This window comes from Chryseotalea sp., assembly GCF_057350905.1.
This window is the reverse complement of sequence record NZ_JBMRCF010000010.1, coordinates 108,179-131,529: the sequence shown is the minus strand read 5'-3', so window position 1 is coordinate 131,529 and position 23,351 is coordinate 108,179. Positions and strand designations below refer to the sequence as shown.

The following is a 23,351-nucleotide window of genomic DNA, read 5'->3' as shown; positions in this document are numbered from 1 at the left end:
CTATATACTATATTATTATTCAATTTAAAGCAATCAGAAGCCTTCTACTCTTGTTAATTCAAGGGTTGAAAGGTGCTTGACTTTTTGTTTCAGCGAACTATTATCTACCCCATTCAATGTAAGCAGGTATCGGCCATTGGAACTATCAAATAAAATATAAACGTCATATTTTGTTGGATACGTTTTGCGCTGTTCTGTAGTGATGCTATTCATATATTCATTCGAGAGGTAGTCGGATACTAGTACAATCTTGCTCGGAATAATCTTGTCTTGCTGCAGCTGTGCGACTACTTGTTTAAAAGTTGTCAATGCCTGCTCAAAAGCTCGATCGTAATCCTGTTGATTATAGTCAGCATTCTTTTTCTCATAAATCTCCTTAGCTTCAGAAAATGACAAAAAAAGTTTTGTGTAGGATTTTAGGTTACCGGATACCACCGCACCAAATAATGATTCTCCAAAGTCTACGATATTTTCAGGTTTCCACTTAGCATTTACTTTTTCTTTCAAAGTCATCTGATAAAAAAACTCATCATCAAGATACTGTTTCGATGATTTCAAAGTTTCTATTAATGACCGAGTATTGAAGGAGAAATCTACCAAATCCTGATAAATCTTAACGCTTTGCAATGCACCTACAACACCATCCAATTTATTTTTTTCGGGTGAAAGATTGATTTCATCCAGCACTAAATTTAATCGATTTATATAAAGTTGAGTGATCAACTCCGTACTATCGTTTTTCTTCCTCATCCAGACTTTTCGTTGATAAAGTGTATAAGCGTTAATAAATTCCTGAAACGATGCGGTCAATTGCCCTGAATCAAGATTTGCAAACTCCATCCGCCCTATCAATTCTTGACGCCTGAAACTTGGCATGTCAGCTTGATTTGATAAGTCTTGATCGATAGATTTATTCCAAAAATTTAGTTGCTTTTGCAGACGATCGTAGTTGCGCTCTGCATACAATTTCATTACTTCCTTGAGCTGCGACACATAAAAAAAGCGATAGCTCGCATATTGCATATAGGTAGAATCGTCCAACTTGTTCTTCAGGACTAAGAATCCAGAAGCGATTCTTGCGTGTGCCGATGATGCGAGATCCGGCAGGGCCTCTTTATATAAAGTATGTTGAGTATAGCCTGGAAAAACGGAGCATAGCCCCAAAAGAATTACAAAAAGGAATCTTGCCATAATAAAAATCGTTACAATTTGGGGATATATTTTGGCAAAACAAATCAGGCTAAACCTTACTGCGCAAGAGGTGTGTTAAAAATTTTGAACCATAAAGCAGCTCCATAAATTCATTTTACAATTTCTGAATTTTATACTAAGTCGATGATTTTCAATAGTCAAATTCCAAAATCGCTTTTTCTATTGCATAATTCCAGTTAAATTAAACATCCAAAATATACCTTATGCTGCACAAGCTTGCCATTTTCAAAATCATAGCTTTTTTGTTTGTGCTTGTACTTATGTCTGCTTGTGCATCGGGGAAAGGAAGTACGGTAACGGTTGTAAAACCCCGCACGCACAATACCTGGTATAATAAGCATACCTACAAAAGAAAATGGCATATAGGCCGCCTCCGCTTCTATCCGGAGAAGCAAGGTGTTAAAAAGGTGAAGATGAGAGGCTAGTTGGATTGTAAACCGCTCAACAGCCACTCAGCGTTACGCTTAAAAAATACTTTGGGTGAACTTATCTGATTGGTATGTGCCGTGATAATCGATCCCAACAAATTCGACAACAACATATTTGATATGTCTCGGGTCGCTGTTGATTTCGTAATCTCTTTATTCAAGATAGCTTCTAACGTAAAACGCTCCAGCATCTGGTCAAGCGACTGTATCTCTACCTGTTGTATATCCGGAACAGAAGGATGCAGTAATTCCTTTTCTTCAGGTTTTACAGGAAAGGGTTTGATACCACGTTTCATGTCGGCCATGTAGGCTACCATGCTTAACATTAAACCTGGATACTGATCAAACTCTTCTGCTGCTTTTTCAAACAGGTAGTAAATGCCCTGTACACCTGATTTAGGTTTTTCTCTCATCTCTACTAAGCGCTGCAAACAACAGATGCGCAAATAGTACATCAGTACATCTTCCTTCTGTGGGAAGTACTTGAAGAAGGTGACTTTAGAAATTTTTACTTTGTCGCAGATATCGTCCACATATAAATCCTCAAATGATCGTTTTCCGACATGTTTTAAGGTTTGTTCAAGTATCTGCACTTTTAAACGAGCTGATTTTTCTTTTCTAAGACTCATGGGGGTGGCTTATTATCCATTAAATTGTGGCAAAAGCTTGGCTTAACCAAAGTAAAGATGATGAAACGCTTATTTTTCCTTTTATTGGTCGTTGCGGTAGCCGCATGTTCAACCAAACGTGAACCTGTTGTTGGACTAGTTGCAGATTCTGCCATGGTTGTATCTGCTCACCCCCTGGCCTCTCGCATTGGCGCTGATATATTGCGTAAGGGTGGTAATGCCATTGATGCTTCCATTGCTACTCAGTTTGCCCTGGCTGTTGTACATCCTGCTGCTGGCAATATTGGTGGTGGTGGTTTTATGGTTGTGCGGATGAACGATGGTGCCACTGACGCATTGGACTATCGCGAAAAGGCGCCAAGTGCTGCCAGTACCGACATGTATTTAGGTGAAACGGGGGAAGTTGAAACGAATCTTAGCCTTTACGGCCATCTGGCTTCGGGTGTACCCGGAACAGTAGCTGGTTTGTGGGCGGCACACCAGAAATATGGAAGTATGCCCTGGTCCGAACTGGTTCAACCTGCCGTTGAGCTGGCCTTGAAAGGTTTTGTACTTACCGAAAAGGAAGCTACCGGGTTAAATGAGCTGCAGGAAGATTTAAAAAAATATAATACCGTATTACCTGAAAATCTATTGAACGATATGTGGCAGGCAGGTGATTCAATATTTTATGAAGATTTGGGAAGAACACTAGAACGCATTCGCGATCATGGTACAGCGGGATTTTATGAAGGCGCAACTGCCGATAGCATTGTAGCAGAGATGAAGAGGGGTAATGGCATTATTACGCATGAAGACCTAAAAGCTTACGGGGCAATCTGGCGCAAACCCATCAGTGGCACGTATAAAAATTACAAAGTGATTTCTATGCCCCCGCCTTCCAGTGGTGGTGTGGCGTTAATTCAATTATTGAAGTCAGTAGAAACACAACCCCTAAAATCCTGGGGATGGAATACCAGTAAAACCATTCACTTGCTCACAGAAGCACAGCGAAGAGCGTATGCTGATCGCGCTGCGCATCTGGGCGACCCTGATTTTGTTCAGGTCGATACGGAACAGTTAACCGATAGCCTGTACGTTGTAAATCGTATGCAATCATTCAATCTGGATAAGGCTACTCCCAGCAGCGAAGTGAGTGCAGGTGTTTTAAGTGGAAAGGAATCAGAACAAACCACGCACCTTTCTGTGGTGGACGCAAAAGGTAATGCTGTTTCAGTTACCACTACCCTTAATGGTAGTTATGGCTCTGCAGTTGTGGTGTCGGGTGCAGGATTCTTATTAAACAATGAAATGGACGATTTCAGTGCTAAACCTGGAGTGCCCAATATGTATGGTGCCATTGGAGGTGAAGCCAATAAAATTCTTCCCAACAAGCGCATGCTCAGCTCTATGACACCCACCATCGTAGAAAAAGATGGTAAATTATTTATGGTGGTGGGCACACCGGGTGGTACAACCATTATCAACTCTGTCTTTCAAACTATTCTAAATGTAGTGGAGCATGATATGACAATGCAGGATGCAGTTGCAGCCAAACGTACCCATAGCCAGTGGTTGCCTGATGTTATTTTTAATGAGACAGGCGCACTTAGTGAAAGAGATAGTTTGAAGCTAGTGAAGATGGGCCATACTTTTAAAAGCAGGCGCAGCATGGGGCGTGTGGATGCTATTCTGATAAGAGCGGATGGTAAACTGGAAGGTGGTGCCGACCCAAGAGGCGATGATACAGCGGATGGATTTTAAGGGGTAGCTGAGAGTTACTTGCTGCGAGCTGCTAGCAATGATGGATAATGGAATTGATGTTTACTCTACAGTAAAAGAATTCTTACATAAAGAATACGATCATACCAGTATTCTCTTTTCTCTAGGAGCTCGAAGCTCATGGCTCATAGCTAATTCTATCTCTTCTGTTGAAACAAAATACTTCCCGCTATCATACCCACCATGCTTGTAAGTGTACCTATTACCAAAGAAGGGATTGCACTTGGAAATTGTTCGAAATAAAACCAGACTAACATACCACTTACAATCGCGATAAGTGCGCCCATGCTATTCGAACGTTTCCAATACAAACCAAAAGTAAGTGGTATAAAAAGAGAGACAAGACTGAGAATAGACGACATGCCCACCAGTTCATAAATATCAGAATTCAAACAAGCCATCATAGTAGCGATGGCGCTAAATACAACGAGTGATACTCTTGTTGTATACAGTAATTGCTTATCGTTTATTTTATGCTGCGTTAGTGGTTTCACAATATTCTCTGAGAATAATGCGGCTGGGGCCAACATCGAAGAACTGGTCGTACTCATAATAGCAGACAAGAGTGAGCCGAAGAATAATATCTGAACAGGCATAGCTGTATACTGCATTACCATGTTTAATAATGTCAACTGCGTATCGCCCGCTATTTCATCTGGATATAAATATTTAACACAAAGGCTGATTAGTAAGGGCAGCATAGCAATGGTTAAATAAAGAAAGGCAGCATAGAAACAAGAACGTACTGCCACCGATGCAGAGCCTGATGACATGGTTCGCTGAAAAACATCCTGCGAAGGAATTGAACCAAGACCTAACACCGACCAGGCGGCAAACCAATGAACTATGCTTAACCCATCGGATTTAGGAAAGAACTGAAATGTGCCTGTCGGTACATTAGAGATGACGTTATGAATACCACCCGCTTTATCCAACATGATGTAGGCAAGAATTAGCAGCCCCAGCACAATGATAATACTCTGAACAAAATCGGTAATGGAAATCGCCCACATACCACCCACATAGGTGTAAAGTGTTACCACCACTGCGCTGACAACAACGCCCTGCCAAACCGGAATGCCCATAACAACATTGGAGATAAGACCGAGTGCCACCAACTGTGCCGCAGTATAACCGAAGTAAGCGGGCACCATAAAAACACTGGCTACAATTTCTGTTCTTCTGCCAAAACGTACCTTGAAGTAATCGCCCAAGGTAAGCAGGTTCATGTTGTACAACTTGCGCGCGAAGAAGGTTCCGAAAAGCAAAAGGCAGAGGGCAGCGCCAAATGGATCTTCAATTACCGCGAAAAGACCTCCTTCTAAAAACCGCGATGATGCGCCAAAAACTGTTTCAGAACCAAACCAGGTGGCAAAGAGTGCAGAGGTGCTTAGCACCATTGGTAAACTTCTGCCTGCCAAAAGAAAATCACCAGAGCCTTTTACCTTGCGGGATGCCCAAAAACCTATGGCTATGGTAATGAGTAAATAAAGGATGATAGAGGCTACCAGCAAGATCTATTATTATTCCACAAAAATAATCCGATGATGTATTCATCCAAATCATTTTTTGCAGTTAATATCAGTCATGCTGGCGGCCGAAAATGACTTATTAAAATCTGATAATCTGTTTGGTCATCACCATTTCTAAACAGTAAGAATTAGATAAACAAAAGCAATCCGTCAGACCGCTGAATGCGGAAGTAAACAGCGGTCAGACGGATTTTAGGTACAGACACAGATTAGGTTACTAGTTAGATGGTGCCCCATCATCTACCCAACAGGCAATCAGGTCTTTTTGCGCCTGGGTAAGTGAACCATCCTTCGGCATTGTGCCATTAAGCACATTGGTTTTAATTCTGGCGGCATTGGCCTGTATGGTAGCCAGGCTGCTGAAGTTAGGTAATGAGCTACCGCCATCATGACAACCCGATTTAACACAGTTTACTTGGATGATATTTTTTACCTGACTATCAAAACTTACCCCACTACTTACCCTCACATTATTATTTGACACGGTGCACTGATTTGCATCCTTTACTGTGGCAGTGTAATTCCCGGCTTCCATCAAGTTAAAAACAGCATTGCTTACAAAGCTGCTACCATTAATGGAGTATGTGTATGGAGGCACACCACCAGATGCGGTAATGGTTATAGATCCTGTAGAGGTTTTGCAGCCACTATTGGAAACTTCCGTTTGCGTAATTGTTAATGTCGAATTGGGATTTACTAATTGTATAATGGCACTCTCTTTAGTACAATCATTAGCATCCTTCACCTCAATGCTATAACTGCCTGCACCTAAATTATTAAACTGTGGGTTAGCCTGAAAAGTTGTTCCATCAATAGAAAACTGATAGGGTTCTTTACCTCCAGACGCTTGCACAGTTATGCTGCCATCGGCTGCACCACATCCTGTTGGCTGAACTACGGATGCTGCAGGAATGCTAATGGCTAAAGTTGAGCAGTCAATTGGTGCAGGCTCATCTGTACTGGTACAGGAAATTGTTAAAGAAAATAAAAGTACTGTATATCCAATGGAGGATATGGAAATTCTATTCTTAGTAAACATGGGCTATTTTTTTAGTTGATATTTAAAATTTAGAAAAAGACCTACAGAACTAATGGCAATATTCCCCTCTCCCATTTCCCCCAGAGGTATTTTTACGAAGGGTTCAACTTGCACAAACAATGCATTACTTAAAGGGCGTTGCAAACCAACAGAGAGATTTAACACTTTAAACCATTCTTTATTTCTATTCTCTACCGCACTGCTGTACCTGATTGTTTTATTATCAGCATAGGGATAGTACGTATAGTTTTCCTTACTCATCAAATAGGATGACAAGCCTAATGAACCAAAGAGCTGCAGTGATCGGCTGGTGGGTATATAGTAGTTAAGTTGAATAGGTATATCCCACATATTACATTCGCCCTCTGCATACTCGGCTGTGTAGCGGCCATAGCTTATATCTTCTGCGGTGTAGTATTTTCGGGTACGCAAAACACCTGCTGAAATGCCTACGGCATTGGTTAATTTATACTCAATTGCGAGACCATAGTTAAAACCTATGGCTGCTGTTGTTGAAAAAGACTGCGCTGACCAGTCCGGGCTGAGTGATAATTTTACACTCCACAACCCTGTTGCTTTTTGCTTCTTCTCCTCTGTGTCGGTATCAACAACTAAGGAATCCTCCAATAATTCTTCATTAGCAATGGCAGGTGTTTCATTTATTGAGTCATTCGAAACCACTGAGACAATTGGTGCAAGTGAAGCGATACTATGATCGCTTATTGACTGTTTCAGTGCTTGTTCAGCTGTGTGCAAAATAAGGTCAGTATTTTTAGTGGCACTTTTTCTATCCGTTCCGATACTCAACGCAGTTTTCGCTGACGCTTTTATTACGTTCTCCTGGTGGGCAAGGCCAACTGAGGCAAGTGGACTTTGTCTTGTTACTGAAGCTCTTTTCTGTTTTTCTACATTGGAAAAATCAACATTCTTTGGTCTGGAGATTACTTCACTTTTTTCGAAAGAAATTAAATCTGTTGTTGCAGGACTAATTGATTCTGGTTGCTTATAAGTCAATAATTGTGATTTATCATTACCAGCATTTTTAACTGACGTGATTTCTTCTTCCACTTTAAGGTTGGTTGTGTAGACCCAGCTTCCTAATAACAAGACGGATAGTAAGGCAACTACTGAAAAAATTCTTATAGGGGCAATCCATGACGTACCATCAGCAGGGTTGTCAAGTCTTGCCTTTATATTCTGCCAGGAAGCTTCATCATAGGCGTAGTCTTGAAACTCACCTGCCTGCTTCATGCGATCATCCAATTCTTCATCCGATAGATTTTGCATAAACAGTTGTATTCGCTTTGATAATTTTCTTTTTCAAAATCTCTCTTGCTTTTAACAGATTAGATTTAGAGGTGCCCTCAGAAATTTTCAATAACTCGGCTATCTCTTTATGTGCGTATCCGTCAATTACATATAAATTAAATACTGTGCGGTAAGCCGGACTTAAATCCTGCACCAATGCAATCAACTCCTGATGCGACAAATCATCAATGGCTGTTACAGTGCTCACCTCGCCTGCAACACTATCGATGTTCAGGTTTTGATAATGTTTCACTTCCTTCCTATACAAATCAATGCAAGTATTAATCATGATCCTGCGCAGCCATCCCTTAAAGGATGTCTCTTCATTGTATTGATCAATTCGGGTGAATACTTTCAGAAAACCATCATTGAGCGCTTCCTTGGCTTCATCCTGGGTGCGGCAATAACGAGCGCAAATACTCATGGCGTAGCCATAGTACTGCTTATGCAACAGTCTTTGACTGTCACGGTCGTTACGCTTACAGCCCTGAATAAGCAGGAGCATGGAGGATTTCTTTAAAAGTTTTAATTTTTCAACAGGACGGAGGAATTTGGCAATCCGTTGCCAACAGGTATGAAATTATTGAAAGGAAATGGTGTAAAATAGAAAATCCCCGGAAATCATCTACTCCCGGGGATAATCCCTGTCTATAGTTGGCTTTAATCTGTTTCAAATGTATAGTTTGGCGTTCAGTTGCACGAATCGCTATCGACTACCGGAAATATGGTAGGACGAAGTGTGTTTTTTGGCGATAAACTTAAAACGGTTATAAAAAACAAATGCCCCCTAGAGTACACGACAGTGGGGGCATTTTGTCTATAGTTGGCTTTAATCGTTTCAAAAGTACAATTGAAGGTTAGAAATGCAAATTTATTTGGTGGTTTTAACCGTATCGGTGACAATCGAATCCCCAAGGTTATGCTGTTTCTTAAGCCTTTCCTGCAGTTGTGGTTTGGAACCTGGAAAGGTTGTTCTTCGGCTAATATCGTAGGAGGCATAAGCGATACCTATAAAAAAGAGCACTACAGCACCCAAAAATATCTTCTTTGACTTGGTCATACTTAATTTGATAGTTCAACTTTTACACCCAGACTGTCTCCCAGGATGTTGAATTGTTTTATCCATTCCGGTGAGCAACCGTCCTTCTCCATAATCTCCGTATAAATCTCAAAATAATAATTCTGACTTTTATTAAGGTCAGGGTTTATCTTAAAACGTTCAAGTAAAGGAAACAACCTGTTTAACCGTTCTACGCGCTTATGGTTTTGCCGCTCTGCTCCTATTCGCTTTAATTCTTTCAGGATGCTCTTACCGGCAATTTGTTCGAGCTTACGCGGGTCTTCAATTTGTAAACTCCATTTCGCCAGCTCCCCGGTAATTCTTTCAAACTCTTTAATGTTTATTTTCTCCTGAAAGCATTTTAACAAATCGGCATTCAGTACATATTCGAATGTTGTGCGGTAAGCATTGGGTATAGGAATGTCGTTGTTGGCAAGTGCTGTAACTAAAGGATAGTCTCTGTTATAAATTTTTCTGAGCGAATCTTCCAGATCATTCATGCTTTGTTGCGTGATCTGGTTGAATACTTTCCGTTTCTCGTCCTGGAACAATTGCCAGATGGTGTACTTCTCAGGACCAAAGTATTGTTGCATCAGGCCAATTACCTCACCCAACCTGCTCTCTTCAAAGGCTTTCACCATTCGTGCCTGCATGCTGGCAAATTTCTCCTCTTCCATGTCGAGGGAGATGTTGCCAATAATATTATGCTTGCCCACATAAATAACAGCAAAGGCAAACTTCTTTTCTGATCGGGTTACGTTTGATTTTACTTTGGTTACGCCTAATGCCAACTTTTGCTCTCCAGCTTCACGCTTTACAAAAACCTCGTTTGAAGTAGTGTAATTAAAAACAGGAAATGAGTCCGGGTCTTCTTCAAAAATAGAAGAAACCGCATAATGCATACCCACCCGTTGCAAATTGGTTTTAGACGGTATAACAAACTTTTTATATACGTTAGCGGCATTCACATAACTCGATACATTGCTGGGCGCATCCTCCAGGCGCTTCAGAAAATCATCTTCCAGGTTTCTATCTGCTATCTGGCTTACCAATTGCATGGCACGGCAGGCATACTGCATAATCTGCGTTGTTTCAATGCCAGATACTTCATCGAAAAACCAACCGCAGCTCGTATACATAAGCATAGCATTTCGTTGCATCTCCATTAAACGCAGTACCTTACTTTGGTCGATATCACGAATGCAGTGCTCTCCCAGAAACTTTTTAATAGTTTCATCATTTCTGCGAAGAATAACTTGTATGTAGTTGTTGCGTGCCTCTTCCGGGTCTTTAAATATTTGAATGGCTTCTTTATTATAAATATTGGTCAGTTCATCTCTTAACCAATCCAGCGCCTCACGCAAGGGCTTTCTCCATTTTTGATTCCAATCACTTCTGCCACCTGTGTTACATCCACAATCGCTTCGCCAACGCTCTACGCCATGTACACAACTCCAGGAACTATTTTCGTGAATAAGTGCTTCGTACTGTGGAACGAATTTAGCAAGAAACTCACCATAGTTTGTCAGCTCACAATCCTTTGTGCGCTCTATGTAGTCAATGCAATAAGCGAGCGCCATTTCACCATGCTTATGATGGTGACCATAGGTTTCTCCATCAGTAGCGATGTGTACAAGTTGTGTTTCCTTTTGGACTGGATTAAAACTACTCATTAGCTTGGAGGCAAACTTTGCTCCATCGTTTAATAAGCCATTAAAAGCAACAGACTGTGAAATGTCGCCATCATAAAAAAAGACAACGATACTCCTACCTGATGGCAGGTGCACCGAATAAGGTCTTTTCGAATCAACCGTTGTCTCTTTAAGGGTTGTGAATTCTGTTTCTCCCAGCTTACGAAAGGCTTTCGCTTGTCGCGGTGCCAGAATAGTATAGGTAATGTGATGATCAACCAATAGATCAAGTGTTTCAAGATCAACAGCTGTTTCTGCCAGCCAGATGCCTTCTGGCTTTCTATTGAAGCGATATTCAAAATCGCGGATTCCCCAAATGATTTGTGTTTCCTTATCCTGCCTGCTTGCCAGCGGCATGATGATGTGGTTATATACTTGTGCAATAGCAGAGCCATGACCACCAAAGTTTTTCTTACTCAGCTCATCTGCTTCTAAAATAGCCTGATACGTTTCCGGATCGTTACTTTCCATCCACGACAATAAGGTTGGTCCAAAGTTGAAACTGATTTTTGAATAATTGTTGATTATATTTTTAATGAAGCCTTTATCATTTAAAATACGTGATGCCGCATTGGGTGCATAACATTCGGATGTAATACGCTCATTCCAATCGTGAAAGGGATGGGCAGAATCCTGTACTTCAATAACTTCCAACCATGCATTTTCACGGGGTGGTTGATAGAAGTGTCCGTGTATGCAAATATATTTCTCCATTTATTAATTCGTTGATAATTGTTGGTCTGATTACTTTGCAAACGCTTGTTAATTAAGAACCAAGTTCAAATTCACCTACTTCTTTTTCTAATTTTAAAATACTGATACCTAAGGGTGGCAAGGATAAGGAAATGGAATAATCACGACCGTGGTATTTTACCGGTGATGTTTGAATTTGCCCCTGGTTGAGCAGACCACTTCCGCCATAGCGAGTATCATCTGAGTTGAAAATTTCTTTCCAGTACCCGCGTAACCCTACCCCTATGCGATAATGCTGTCTTACTTCTGGTGTGAAATTACAAACCACCAGTAATTGCTCCTCTTGCCTTTCCGTTTTTCGTAAGTAAACCATTACACTATTCTCACGGTCGCTATAATCTACCCATTCAAAACCGCGGGCTTCAAAACCAAACTGATAAAGGGCAGGTTCTGACTTATATAAAGCATTCAACGCTTTAAAAAGTGAGTGAATGCCCTTATGCAAATCATATTGCAATAAATGCCAATCAAGACTCAAGTCGTGTTTCCACTCGCTCGTTTGTGCAAACTCTGCCCCCATAAATAAAAGTTTGGTGCCCGGATGTGTGTACATGTAAGTATAGAGCAAGCGCAAATTCGCGAAGCGCCTCCATTCATCACCCGCCATACGCCCGATGATAGGACCTTTACCGTGGACTACTTCATCATGCGAGAGCGGTAACATAAAATTCTCAGTAAAAGCGTACATGATACTGAAAGTGATTTCATTCATGTGATACTTTCTGTTAATGGGATCTTCCTGAAAGAAATGCAGGGTATCATGCATCCAACCCATCATCCACTTCTGACCAAAGCCTAAACCGCCTAAGTAGGTTGGTCTTGAAACCCCAGGCCAGGCCGTTGACTCTTCTGCTATGGTTATGGCATCGGGAAAATCACCATAGACAACTTCATTCAATTCCTTTAAGAAAGCAATCGACTCAAGATTTTCTCTGCCTCCATATTGATTAGATTCCCACTCGCCTGCTTTTCTTGAATAATCAAGGTATAACATACTGGCAACAGCATCAACACGCAAACCATCAATGTGGTATTTGTCTAGCCAGTACACTGCGTTACTGATGAGGAAACTTTTTACTTCATTGCGACCATAATTAAAGATGTAACTTTTCCAGTCGGGATGAAAGCCCTTGCGTGGATCCGCATGTTCGTATAAATGCGTGCCATCAAAACGATAAAGACCATGATCGTCCCCTGGAAAATGAGATGGTACCCAATCCAGTATTACACCTATATCGGCTTGATGTAAAGCATCTACCAAGTACATAAATTCTTCAGGACTTCCATAGCGACTTGATGGTGCAAAGTACCCAGTTATCTGATAACCCCATGATCCATAAAATGGATGTTCCATCACCGGGAGAAACTCAACATGGGTAAAACCTGTCTCTTTAATGTAATCGACTAGCTCATCGGCCATCTCCAGGTAAGTAAGTGATCGATTACCCTCTTCTACTTTTCTACGCCATGAACCAAAATGAATCTCGTAGACTGAATAAGGTTTTGGTTTACCTGTAGTCTTCTTTCTTTCTTTTAACCAATTCGTATCCTTCCATGCATAGTTTGTATCCCAAACGACAGAGGCTGTTTTGGGAGCTATTTCAGCATACATGGCAAAAGGATCTGCTTTCTCCAGGTATTCACCCGTATTTGAATGAATGGCATACTTATAAATTTCCCCCTTACTTAATCCAGGAAAAAAAGCTTCCCAGATTCCCGATTCGTCCCAACGTGGATTCAACTTATGTTCAGCATTATTCCAGCTATTAAAATTACCGATAACTGAAACTGCTTTGGCATTGGGAGCCCACACGGCAAAGTAAACGCCCTTTTTACCATCGGCTGTTACTATATGAGCTCCTAATTTTTCATAGAGGCGGTAATGCTTCCCTGATTTAAAAAGATGAATGTCAAAATCAGTCAGCAAACTGAAAGTAGCAGGCTCTTTTGATGTTGCTTTCTTCGCCATAATATTTTATTAAGATCAGATCAAACACAAATAATTTGTTATTGATCTATTTTTTCTTCTTCTCTTCCTTTTCATTGATGTATCGACTGATCAGGTAATCAATACCTCTTAATGGAATTTTTGTCCATTCTGGTCGTCCATTGAGTTCATAACCCAATTCATATACAGCTTTTTCAATCAGGAAAGTACGCACGAGCATATCATACTCATATGAAAGTTTATTACCCATACCCATTCGTTCCATGTAAGCACCTAAATAATAACGGCCTACATAATGCTGCCATTGATCTGCCCATGTTTCTAAAAACTCCAGGTCGCGATCGCGGTAGTTTTCATTCAGTAAAATTTTACCAAAAGCAGCATAATGAAATGAACGCATCATGCTAGCTACATCTTTAAACGGATTCTTCTTCAGCCTGCGTTCGCTGAATGAAAATCCAGGTTCTCCTTCGTAGTCAATGATGAAAAAGTCTTTGCCGGTGAACAGTACCTGACCTAAATGAAAATCGCCATGAATTCTTGTCTTGATGGCTTCAATGCGTATCTCATATACTTCTTTAAAACATTCAAGGATGGTTTTTTCCAGACCTAATATCTTTTTGGCTAATACTTGTGTATCTGCGTCCAGCTTCGGTAAGGAATTTTCTAAAAGATTTAAACGATCTCTTACCAACTTACGCAGGGATGAATACATTGCTCTTTGGTAGTTAGCCGTAAATGTTTCAGGTGCAAAGGCAGGGTCAGATGCATCTGATGCCAGAGCCAAATGCATTTCAGCAGTACGCTGGCCAAGGCGCACCACCCGCTCATAAAATCCTCTACCGATAAACTCCTGGATAATTTCCGGAGATTCTTCAAAACGAATGGCGGGTTTATTAACAAGCTTGGGCAGTTTTTCATTTTTTGCTTTGGTCATTACACGTTCAAAGAAACGTCCCACTGAATCAACAGCCATACCCCAGGCTTCTCCCTGATTCTCAACCTTCTCCTGCATTAAGCCGAATACAACTACTTTACCACTGGCGTCCTTAAACTCAACACTGCCTGAATAACGAGGAGAGTTTGTGAAACTGGTGTGCTCTGATAAAAAGCGCATCATTTCCAGTTCAGGATTTATCTCCATCTCGATACGCCTGTAGAACTTGAAGAAATACTTATCGTTATAGATAATCGCTGTATTGCTTTGATCTGATTTTAGAATCTTAGACTCTACGCCATTCTTAATATCAATTTTAGCGAAAACACTGGCGTTAAATTCCAGTACACCATCATCACTTTTTACACGGTGGTTTTTTTCCATGCTCAAGAAAAGAAAATCCCTGAAAGTTCTGTCGTAACTTGCATCGATAATAAATCCTGATTTACCCTGTATATCAGCACGACACAACACGCTTTGTGGTGTGAACTCAACTTTATCTACTACTGCATCAACAGACACAAAAGATAATGGGATGAAATAAAACTCAGGCAGTCGTTGGGCATAACTTACTTCTACAATAGTGAAGTAGTAAGTTACTCCTTCAATTTTAAGTGGAGTAACCTTGGCAACATTTACCTTAGTAATTACCTTGGCTTTACCACCAAACCATCTGCACTTACGCATAAAGGGTTGCAGTACTTTACGTTCCAGTATTCTTACCTCATTATAATTACTTAGTAAGCGTTCCCATGATATATCAGTTTTATGCAGGTATAGTTCAGTATTTTCCTCATCCTTCTTTTTCTTTTCAGCTGCGTCTACCTGTAGCCAGAAATAACCATAAGGGCCGATGGTTAAGGAATATTCACCGTTACCTACATTGCTAAAGCGATTCTGACTAAAAACTTCTGTAATGTCACTGTTTTTAAAATCCTTCAGCTTAAGTGTTGTGTACTGTGAAAATTGGGAAAGGTTAGCTACAACAATAATGGTCTGTTTGTCAAAGCGTCTTTCAAAACACAGAACTTTGGCGTTTGAACTGTCAATAAATTTCATGCTGCCTCGGCCAAATACATTGAGGCGTTTGCGCATAGCGATCAGTTGTTTCATCCACCAGATAAGTGATGAAGTATTCTCTTCCTGAGCCGCCACATTCACAGATTCAAAGCGATATACAGGATCGGTTATGACAGGCAAATACAAGCGCTGGGGATTGGCCGTTGAAAATCCAGCATTGCTGTTCATGTTCCATTGCATAGGCGTGCGTACACCAAAGCGATCACCCAGATAGACATTATCCCCCATACCAATTTCATCGCCATAATAAATAATGGGTGTGCCTGGTAATGATAGAAGAAGTGTATAGAGCAATTCTATCTTACGTCTGTCATTACCTAACATGGGTGCCAACCTCCGTCTAATGCCCAGGTTCTGCTTGGCATTTGAATCTGTTGCATAGGCTTTGAAGAGATAGTCTTTCTCTTCATCCGTTACCATGTCTAAACCCAACTCATCGTGATTGCGAAGAAAGAGTGCCCACTGAGCTGTGTCTGCAATGGCAGGTGTTTGCTCCATGATATCCACAATCGGGTAACTATCTTCAGTACGCAAGCCCAAAAACAAGCGTGGCATCAATGGGAAATAGAAATTCATGTGGCACTCATCGTTCTTTGTGCCGAAGTAAGTTGCAGCATCTTCGGGCCAGAGATTGGCTTCAGCCAATAATATTCTTGATTTATAATGACGGTCTATGTGCGCTCTTAGTCTTTTCAGGAAGGCATGTGTCTGTGGTAAATTTTCACAACTGCTTCCCTCCTCTTCAAAAAGAAATGCAACGGATGATAACCTGAAACCATCTACACCAAGTTTTAACCAGAAGTCGACAACTTTCATCAACTCCATTTGCACCTCAGGATTTTCAAAATTCAGTTCGGGTTGATAAGCATGAAAGCGGTGCCAGTAGTAAGCCTTTGCTTCGTTATCCCACGACCAGTTGGTATTGTTATCGTCAGTAAAGATTACACGGGCTTCTTTGTATTTATTTGGTGTATCACTCCATACATAGAAATCGCGCATCCGCGATCCTGGTTTTGATTTCCTGGCTTTTTTAAACCAAGGATGTTGATCGGAAGTATGATTGAGAATAAGTTCTGTGATAATGCGAATGCCTCTTCTGTGTGCTTCCTTGAGGAATTCTTTAAAATCCGCCAGTGTGCCATAATCGGGATGCACATCTGTATAGTCAGTAACATCGTAACCATCGTCTTTAAGCGGTGATGGATAAAAAGGTAATATCCACAAGGTGTTTACACCCAGGTCTTCCAGGTAATCAAGCTTTTGCATGAGGCCCTGAAAATCGCCTATACCATCTCCGTTGCTATCGTAGAAAGAACGAATGGATAATTCGTAAATGATGGCATCTTTATACCAGAGCGGTTCTGTATTTTTTGTACTCATAGTTCTTCGTTAATCACGAACAAGAACTGCACAAATCAGGCGTACCCGTTTCCTACATGTTCGATTCGTTTATGGTTAATTCAAATAAATGAAAAGGTATTTTATTCGGATCTAATTCTACGTAGTTCCACGCTTGTGTCCACATATAATGCTCATCCGTTATCTGGTCATGTAATTTAAGGTTTATATGTTCCGTCAATCTCAACTTATCTTTCGGTAATTGGATATACCCGCTTTGCTTATTGTGTTGATCGAGGTTGACAACCACTAATACCAGACTTGATAAATCGTCAGTTGATTTAAGATACGCTAGAAGGTTTGGATTTTCGATAGTCAGAAACTGAATGTTCCATGTATTTTGCAAAGCCTTGTGTTTCTTTCTGGCTCTGTTCAACAAGGTCATAATGTCGGTCATACGATTTGTTTTTTTCCAATCGTACTGCTTTACTTCATATTTTTCCGAGTCATTAAATTCTTCTTTTCCATTCCAAGAAATATTATCCAGCATTTCGTAGGCTGCCCCGTAAATGCCATAGCTGGATGAAAGGGTTGAGGCCAAGGCAAGACGCGTGATAAACATATTCTCTCCCTGATTGTGTAAATGATAGGGAAGTATATCGGGTGTGGTAGGCCAGAAGTTAGGCCTGAAATAATTTCGTGAAGGACTGTTCACTAGCTCCTGCATGTACTCAATAATCTCTTGCTTATTAATGCGCCAGGTAAAGTACGTATAGGATTGCGTGAAACCGATTTTAGCCAACGAAGCCATAACTTTAGGTCGCGTAAACGCTTCTGACAAGAAGATGATATCTTCATGCTGCTTGTTTACTTCGGCAATGCACCATTGCCAGAAAGGAATTGGTTTAGTGTGCGGATTGTCTACCCTGAATACTTTAATGCCTTGGTCAATCCAGAATAACACCACTGATTTTAACTCTTCCCAGAGTGCCTGCCATTGCTCGCATTCAAAATCGAATGGATAAATGTCCTGGTATTTTTTAGGCGGATTTTCTGCATATTGAATAGAACCATCGGGTCTTTGCTTAAACCATTCTGGATGCTCCTTTACATAAGGATGATCGGGTGCACATTGAAATGCGAGATCTAACGCTATGTCTATACCTTGTTTTTTAGCATCAACAATCAGTTGTTTGTATTCTGTCAGCGTGCCCAAAGCCGGATGGGTTGCTTTGTGACCGCCTTCATCACTTCCAATCGCCCAGGGTGAGCCAGGCTCACCTGCTACAGAAAGTACATTATTGTTTTTGCCCTTTCGGTTAATCTTACCAATAGGATGAATGGGTGGCATGTACAACACATCAAAACCCATGGCTGCAATGCGTGGTAACAGACGAGCTACATCTTTAAAGGTTCCATGCTTACCCTCGAGCGAAGCGGAGCGGGGAAATAATTCATACCAAGTGCTGAAAAGTGCTTTGTGATGCTCAACAATGATGCTATAAACTTGCTCTGTCTTTGTAATATTTTCGCGTAAAGGGTTTGCTTTTACAATTGCTCCAAAGCTGTCGCTAAGAATTAGCTGAATATTCTCAGCATAACGTTTTTTGTCGGCCAACTGAAGGGCAAGCTTTTCAAGCTCATCTTTGCCTTTCGACAAACGTTTTAAAAACGCAGCTCCTTCAAGCAATTCAACTTGTACTTCCACTTTAGCATTTGCTTTTTTCACAAAGCCATCGTACCAGGTTTCAAAGTGATCGATCCAGGCCTGAACAGTAAAAGCGTATTCTCCTTTTTTCGTTGGATAAAATGAAGTCACCCATTCATCGTTGCCTTGATTAAGTAACTCTAGCACCGTCCAGGTCTTTTCATCAAACGCTTTATACAATACTTCAGCCCTGATATGGTCATGGCCATCCGTAAAAATATGTGCGCTGATATCAATACGTTCTGAAACTGTTCGCTTGGCCGGGTATAAACCACCTTCAACCTGAGGCTGAACATTCTCAATAATAACTCTCGCCTTTGTCATGCAATTATTTCAAAATGGCTGTGCTGTAGGCCGGAAGTGTTACTGCTTCCGCTTCTAATGAAGCACCTTTCGTTTCAAATGCTAATGATGTAAATCGTTTTAAGTCGCCTGTCAGTTGTACTGTTATCTCTACATCTGAAACATTATGTAAGACGAAACATTCCTCTTGCTGGTACTTTCTGACAAAGTTCAATACCTCATTAATTTGCAAACCTGATTCTTCAATACTACCCATGGTAAGCACCTTGCTTGAATTTCTGAAGGCGATAAACTTTTTATAGTAATTGTAGATAGCATTAGGATCGTCCTTCTGTTTACTAAAAGGCAATACAGTTTTATCCGTGCTAAAGCCTGCATTGTACCAATTTGATTGCAAAGGATCTGACATACCTTCTGCCCAGATAAAAGATTCGCGTTGTCCTCTGTCCATATCAACCTTTAAACCAATCATACCAATCTCTTCTCCCTGATAGATATAAGGTGTGCCCGGGAAAGTGAAAAGTATTCCGGCCGCTAATTTCGCCTTCTCAATATTCCCATTCAACTCACTGAGTATGCGCAACTGATCGTGGTTCTTAACGAAAGTAGCATCCAGAAAATCAGGTGTAATAGAAGTATAATAATCATTGATAGCTTTGTATTTCTTCACCAGACCCAGCGTGTCGTTACCAGCTTTAACTACATCGGTGATTAAGTATCCTAAATCAAAATTGAAAAGTGAAGGAAGCCCCTTTAAATAAGGTGCCACTGTTTTTGAATCTGACCATACTTCTCCAACTAAATAAGCATCTGGTTTAATCTTTTGAATTTCCGTGCGAAACTCCTCCCACAGGGCATGGTTATCTGTAGCGCGGTTGTTTGGAAAAATGTGTTTGGCGGCATCTAATCTAAAGCCATCCACACCTACTTCTTCTAACCAGAATTTGGCGGCATCATAAATTTCCTGGCGTACTTTAGGGTTATCGAAATTCAGATCTGGTGTTTGTCCGTTAAAATAGCCATAATACATCTCACCAGAAGTATCTCCTGGAACTTCATGCCAGCGTTGTGCATTATCGGTATCAGGTCCGGCAATTTCTTCTTTCTGAAGCATTGCTACAGAATCTTTGGGTGCCCACACATAATAATCGCGGTAAGGGTTATCCTTTCCTTTAATCGATTCAAGGAACCAGGGATGTTTGTCACCTGTATGATTAATAATGTAATCGGAAATAACTTTAATATTTCTTTTATGCGCTTCTGCAATAAAGGTTTTAAAGTCTTCCATTGTACCGTAATCAGGATCTATGCCTTTATAATCGATTACATGATACTTATGATAGGTGTCGGAAGGCATGATAGGCATTAGCCACAAGCCGTTTACACCTAAGTCACTGAAGTAATCCAGTTTTTGTGTAAGTCCTTTTAAGTCACCTTTTCCATCACCATTGCTGTCCGCAAAGGCCATTACGAACACTTCGTATTTAACACCATAAGGAAAAGGGACTTCTACTTTTTCTTCTTGCTTGCATGCGTTTGCTAAGGCCATTATTGAAATCAGACTAAATATTATTCGCTTCTTCATATTATTGAATTTTAAAAACAAAAGTACTGTATGGTTTAAGCGTCAGTTCACCTGAGCCTGCATCTATATCAAGTTGCTGTTCTCCCCACAGAATATCCTGCAGTTTGATTTTATCGCTGGCGCCTATTTTCCATGCTTCCAGTACAGCCGGTGATAATTCTATTCTAACTTTGGTGGGCACATCGTTAAAACTGTTAACGATCAACAGTTTTTCATTGTCAGCATAACGAACGAAGACGTGTACGTCTTCTCCAAAGTTTGCCTTCTGTACATTGAAAGCTGTTAAGTCAGCGTATGCTCCCGCTGTAATGGCCTGATTGCTTTTAGCCAGATTAAGTAAGGTACTATAATAATTCCTTAAGGATTTTTGACCTGCACTTAACAAGCTATCATTAAACTTTCCTCCATTTACCCATTTCTGATGTTCCGGAACACCCCAGTAATCGAAGATGGTGGTTCTTCCATCTTCCTGAGAAAATCCTTCTGCACCCTTACCTGGTTCACCTACCTCCTGTCCGAAGTAAATCATAACAGGACCTGCATCAAGCGTTGCGCTGATAGTCATGGCCGGTAAAGCACGAAAAGGATTGCCGGCAAAAAATGGAGAAGCAAGTCGTTGCTCGTCATGATTTTCCAAAAAGTGTAACATGTGTCTGTTAATACCTGTCAGGCTTTGTTGAATCGCATCTATATCTAATGTGCTTCTCTTTTTATCAATCAGCAGGCGTAGTGTATCATAGAGTTTTACCTTTTCGTATAAATAATCAAAACGACCATTGGAAATATAATTGCTGTAGGCCGCAGGGTTATAAATTTCTGCAATGAAAACAATCTCAGGGTTTACTTCTTTTACCTGCGGTATCACCCAATTCCAGAATTCAACAGGAACCATTTCTGCCACATCGCACCTGAATCCATCTACTTGCTTACCTGCCCAAAACACAAGTATATCCCTCATTTTCTCCCAAGTATTCGGAATAGGATCGAAGTAATTTATTTTTCCATTCTGTACATCTACTCCATAATTCAGTTTTACAGTTTCGAACCACTCATTGATACCTGGTGATGCTGTGAACTGATCATTACCTGTAACCTTGGCTGGTATTTCTTCGAAGCGACCATCTTTGCCGGGATAAAGTGCTTTCGCACTTTCTTCAGGCACCCTGAAACTTTCTCCTGGTAAGTAGTAAAAGTTATTGGTCGCTTTAAATGCAACACGTGTATCATCATCCTCACCCAGATCGCGTACATTCGCAGGTTTGGCATCTGACTTATAAGTACGTGCCACATGATTTGGTATAAAATCAATAATAAGTTTAAGACCGTTTTTGTGTGTGCGGTTTACTAAACTCTCAAACTCCTGCATTCTGTTTTTTACATCGACAGCCAGATCAGGATCAACATCATAATAATCTTTAATGGCATAGGGTGAACCTGCACGACCTTTAATCACATCCGGATCATCTTTGCTAATGCCGTAAGCCGAGTAGTCAGTCATGGTAGCATGCTCCAATATACCCGTATACCACACATGCGTAATGCCTAATGCTTTTAATGACTGTAATGCCTGATCGTTGATGTCATTGAATTTTCCAGCTCCATTTTCTTCAATAGAGCCAAAGGGTTTGTTCGTAGTATTGGTGTTGGTGAAAAGCCTGGTCATGAGCTGATAAACGACCAGCTTTTCGGTTGCTTGCTTCTCCATAGGCGGACTGATTTTTTCTTTAGGCTGTGAGCAGCCGGCCGTGAACAAGGCAAAGAGGATAATGTTGTAAATGCTGTTCTTAGTCATTCTTAAAGATAAAAATGACTTTGGCTATGCCTGTGTAAAACTCAATAAATAATACCGAAATCGATTGCAAGTTCCCGCTAAATGGGGAGATGAGCTCTAAATGCAGTTATTGACTGTTTTTAAAAGACATGATGTAGCTTACCATTTCAGCTGCATCTTCGTCAGATAGTGTAGGATGCGCTAACATAGGCGAATCGCCCCACACACCACTGCCACCCAATTTAATTTTTGAGGTGAGGTATGTTGTGGTTTCTGCGCTGTTCTCATATTTGTCTGCGATAGCAGTGTAAGAAGGCCCTACCAAACTATTTTTTACATGGTGGCAAGTTTGGCAATCACTTGCTTCTATTAATACTTGTCCCTTCGGTAAAATGGCTTCAGGCGCAGTTACTTCATTCGATGTTGATGGCTTATCACTTTTACCCGTACAAGCGAACAAACACACAATTAAAAAAATTAACGATACTCTCATAATATTAAATATAACCAGCAATTTTATACGCAATCATACCTACCCATTCTTTCAAAAGCTTTTGCCATACTACAACAGCTTCAAGTTTTGGAATAAACAAGGTATCAAACTTAAAGGTTCGTGGACGAGACCGGAAATCGCAGGTGAAATAATCCATCCCTACACCTTGCTTCTCAAAACAAGCCAATGCCCTGCGCATATGGAAGGCCGATGTAACCAAGAGGCAGTCTGTTGGTTTCAGGTGAATGCTGTCCATCATCAATTTTGAGTTAACAGCATTTTCATGTGTGTTATTTGAATAAGGATCCAGCCAAATAACGCTGTCCGGAACACTCATCACTTTCATTAACTGCTTAAGCTTAATAGCTTCAGGGGTTCCTTCGTAATCTGCATCACTAACTCCTCCACTAATAATTATCTTCCTTACAATGCCTCTTTTATATAATTCTACTGTATGGTTTACCCTGTCGGCTCCAATATATAAGTAAATGCGATCAGTTGGCCCCGTGTTCTTATGCTGTGCCACGCCCGTTAATAAAATTGCCGCTTCGTATGTTCGCATTTCACTATACGGCTGCGAGGGTAATTCCCACCAGGTTATGACTTCATTGGCAATAAAGTCGTTGGAGAAAAATAACAAACAAGCAAAACCCGCAATCAGTAAAATCTTTTTAAGTTTTTCTTTTCTGATAATCAGGCTGAGTAATAATAATACAGCCACAATAAAAAGTGGCTGTATTAAGAAGTTCAATAACTTAGAAAGTACAAAAAACAT

17 protein-coding genes are annotated in these 23,351 nt (G+C 40.7%); 2 read left to right on the top strand and 15 right to left on the bottom strand.

Annotation, left to right across the window (positions count from 1 at the left end; genetic code table 11):
• Positions 1-33: 33 nt before the first annotated feature.
• Positions 34-1,191, bottom strand: a complete 1,158-nt coding sequence (locus tag ACO1XM_RS13950; RefSeq protein ID WP_486230002.1) for a hypothetical protein — start codon at positions 1,189-1,191, stop codon at positions 34-36.
• Positions 1,192-1,415: 224 nt separating this feature from the next.
• Here ACO1XM_RS13950 and ACO1XM_RS13945 point away from each other — a divergent pair, with 224 nt between their 5' ends.
• Positions 1,416-1,637, top strand: a complete 222-nt coding sequence (locus ACO1XM_RS13945) for a hypothetical protein (protein ID WP_486230000.1) — start codon at positions 1,416-1,418, stop codon at positions 1,635-1,637.
• Here the strand turns inward: ACO1XM_RS13945 and ACO1XM_RS13940 are convergent.
• Entirely contained in the window at positions 1,634-2,269 is a 636-nt protein-coding gene (locus ACO1XM_RS13940; protein WP_486229998.1) for a TetR/AcrR family transcriptional regulator, read from the bottom strand. The genes ACO1XM_RS13945 and ACO1XM_RS13940 overlap by 4 nt on opposite strands.
• A 57-nt stretch (positions 2,270-2,326) precedes the next feature.
• Here ACO1XM_RS13940 and ggt point away from each other — a divergent pair, with 57 nt between their 5' ends.
• A complete protein-coding gene (gene ggt / locus ACO1XM_RS13935) occupies positions 2,327-4,012 on the top strand; it encodes a gamma-glutamyltransferase (RefSeq protein WP_486229996.1) in 1,686 nt (561 codons plus the stop codon).
• Positions 4,013-4,167: 155 nt separating this feature from the next.
• Here ggt and ACO1XM_RS13930 read toward each other — a convergent pair whose 3' ends face one another.
• The 13 genes from ACO1XM_RS13930 to ACO1XM_RS13870 all read right to left on the bottom strand — a co-directional run bounded on the left by ACO1XM_RS13930 (position 4,168) and on the right by ACO1XM_RS13870 (position 23,351).
• Positions 4,168-5,544, bottom strand: coding sequence for a high affinity choline transporter 1 (locus tag ACO1XM_RS13930; protein WP_486229994.1), 1,377 nt, complete (start codon positions 5,542-5,544; stop codon positions 4,168-4,170).
• 235 nt (positions 5,545-5,779) lie between these two features.
• Complete coding sequence (locus tag ACO1XM_RS13925; protein WP_486229992.1) at positions 5,780-6,601, bottom strand: SprB repeat-containing protein; 822 nt, start codon at positions 6,599-6,601, stop codon at positions 5,780-5,782.
• A 3-nt stretch (positions 6,602-6,604) separates the two neighbouring features.
• The gene (locus ACO1XM_RS13920) at positions 6,605-7,888 is read right to left on the bottom strand and encodes a hypothetical protein (protein WP_486229990.1); all 1,284 of its coding nucleotides are present in this window, start codon (positions 7,886-7,888) and stop codon (positions 6,605-6,607) included.
• Positions 7,869-8,414 carry an RNA polymerase sigma factor gene (locus ACO1XM_RS13915; protein WP_486229988.1) on the bottom strand — a complete coding sequence of 182 codons (546 nt, stop codon included), beginning with the start codon at positions 8,412-8,414 and terminating at the stop codon, positions 7,869-7,871. Before ACO1XM_RS13915 ends, ACO1XM_RS13920 begins: the two co-directional genes overlap by 20 nt.
• Before the next feature lie 366 nt (positions 8,415-8,780).
• Positions 8,781-8,969 (bottom strand): hypothetical protein, encoded by a 189-nt coding sequence (locus tag ACO1XM_RS13910; RefSeq protein ID WP_486229986.1) that lies wholly within the window; start codon positions 8,967-8,969, stop codon positions 8,781-8,783.
• Positions 8,970-8,971: 2 nt separating this feature from the next.
• Entirely contained in the window at positions 8,972-11,374 is a 2,403-nt protein-coding gene (locus tag ACO1XM_RS13905) for a DUF3536 domain-containing protein (protein WP_486229985.1), read from the bottom strand.
• A 52-nt stretch (positions 11,375-11,426) separates the two neighbouring features.
• Complete coding sequence (gene glgB / locus ACO1XM_RS13900; protein ID WP_486229983.1) at positions 11,427-13,382, bottom strand: 1,4-alpha-glucan branching protein GlgB; 1,956 nt, start codon at positions 13,380-13,382, stop codon at positions 11,427-11,429.
• A gap of 46 nt (positions 13,383-13,428) precedes the next feature.
• Complete coding sequence (gene treS, locus ACO1XM_RS13895; protein WP_486229981.1) at positions 13,429-16,758, bottom strand: maltose alpha-D-glucosyltransferase; 3,330 nt, start codon at positions 16,756-16,758, stop codon at positions 13,429-13,431.
• A 52-nt stretch (positions 16,759-16,810) separates the two neighbouring features.
• A complete protein-coding gene (locus ACO1XM_RS13890; protein WP_486229979.1) occupies positions 16,811-18,748 on the bottom strand; it encodes an alpha-1,4-glucan--maltose-1-phosphate maltosyltransferase in 1,938 nt (645 codons plus the stop codon).
• Positions 18,749-18,752: 4 nt separating this feature from the next.
• Entirely contained in the window at positions 18,753-20,312 is a 1,560-nt protein-coding gene (locus tag ACO1XM_RS13885) for an alpha-amylase family glycosyl hydrolase (RefSeq protein ID WP_486229977.1), read from the bottom strand.
• 1 nt (position 20,313) lies between these two features.
• Positions 20,314-22,104, bottom strand: a complete 1,791-nt coding sequence (locus ACO1XM_RS13880) for an alpha-amylase family protein (RefSeq protein ID WP_486229975.1) — start codon at positions 22,102-22,104, stop codon at positions 20,314-20,316.
• A gap of 106 nt (positions 22,105-22,210) precedes the next feature.
• The gene (locus ACO1XM_RS13875; protein WP_486229973.1) at positions 22,211-22,576 is read right to left on the bottom strand and encodes a c-type cytochrome; all 366 of its coding nucleotides are present in this window, start codon (positions 22,574-22,576) and stop codon (positions 22,211-22,213) included.
• Between the two features lie 4 nt (positions 22,577-22,580).
• The gene (locus tag ACO1XM_RS13870; protein WP_486229971.1) at positions 22,581-23,351 is read right to left on the bottom strand and encodes a YdcF family protein; all 771 of its coding nucleotides are present in this window, start codon (positions 23,349-23,351) and stop codon (positions 22,581-22,583) included.